General features: G+C 71.8%; 1 protein-coding gene. It reads left to right on the top strand.

Features of this window, described 5'->3' with window-relative positions:
* On the top strand, positions 1 to 439 hold a 439-nt coding region (locus AB4Z27_RS29620; RefSeq protein ID WP_441646060.1), incomplete at both ends, for an IclR family transcriptional regulator domain-containing protein.

Below are 439 nucleotides of genomic sequence, written 5' to 3' on the forward strand. Positions count from 1 at the left end.
GTCTCGGTCTCGCTCGGCATGCGCGACCGCCTGCATATGGTCTACGTGGAGACCATCCGGGGCCACGACGCCATCGCGTTCCGCCCGGAGATCGGGGCCTCACTGCCGATGCTGACCACGGCGATGGGGCGCGCCTGGCTCGCCCAGGCCCCCGAAGCGGTGCGCGCGCCGGTCATCGCCGGCCTGCGCGAGCAGGCGCCGGACGACTGGCGCGAGCATGCCGAGGCCCTGCCGGAGGCCATCGAACATCTGGCGCGGCTTGGCTTCACGCGCACGCCCGGCGCCTGGCAGCACGATGTGCACGCCGTGGCCGTGCCGATGCGCACGCTGATCGACGGGGAAATCCTGATCTTCAACTGCGGCGTGCTGGCGAGCCGCCTGACGCCCGGCATGCTGGAGGAACGGATGGGCCCGGGCCTGATGGAGATGGTGCACGAGG

It is taken from the genome of Cupriavidus sp. KB_39 (assembly GCF_052114485.1).
Lineage (GTDB): Bacteria > Pseudomonadota > Gammaproteobacteria > Burkholderiales > Burkholderiaceae > Cupriavidus.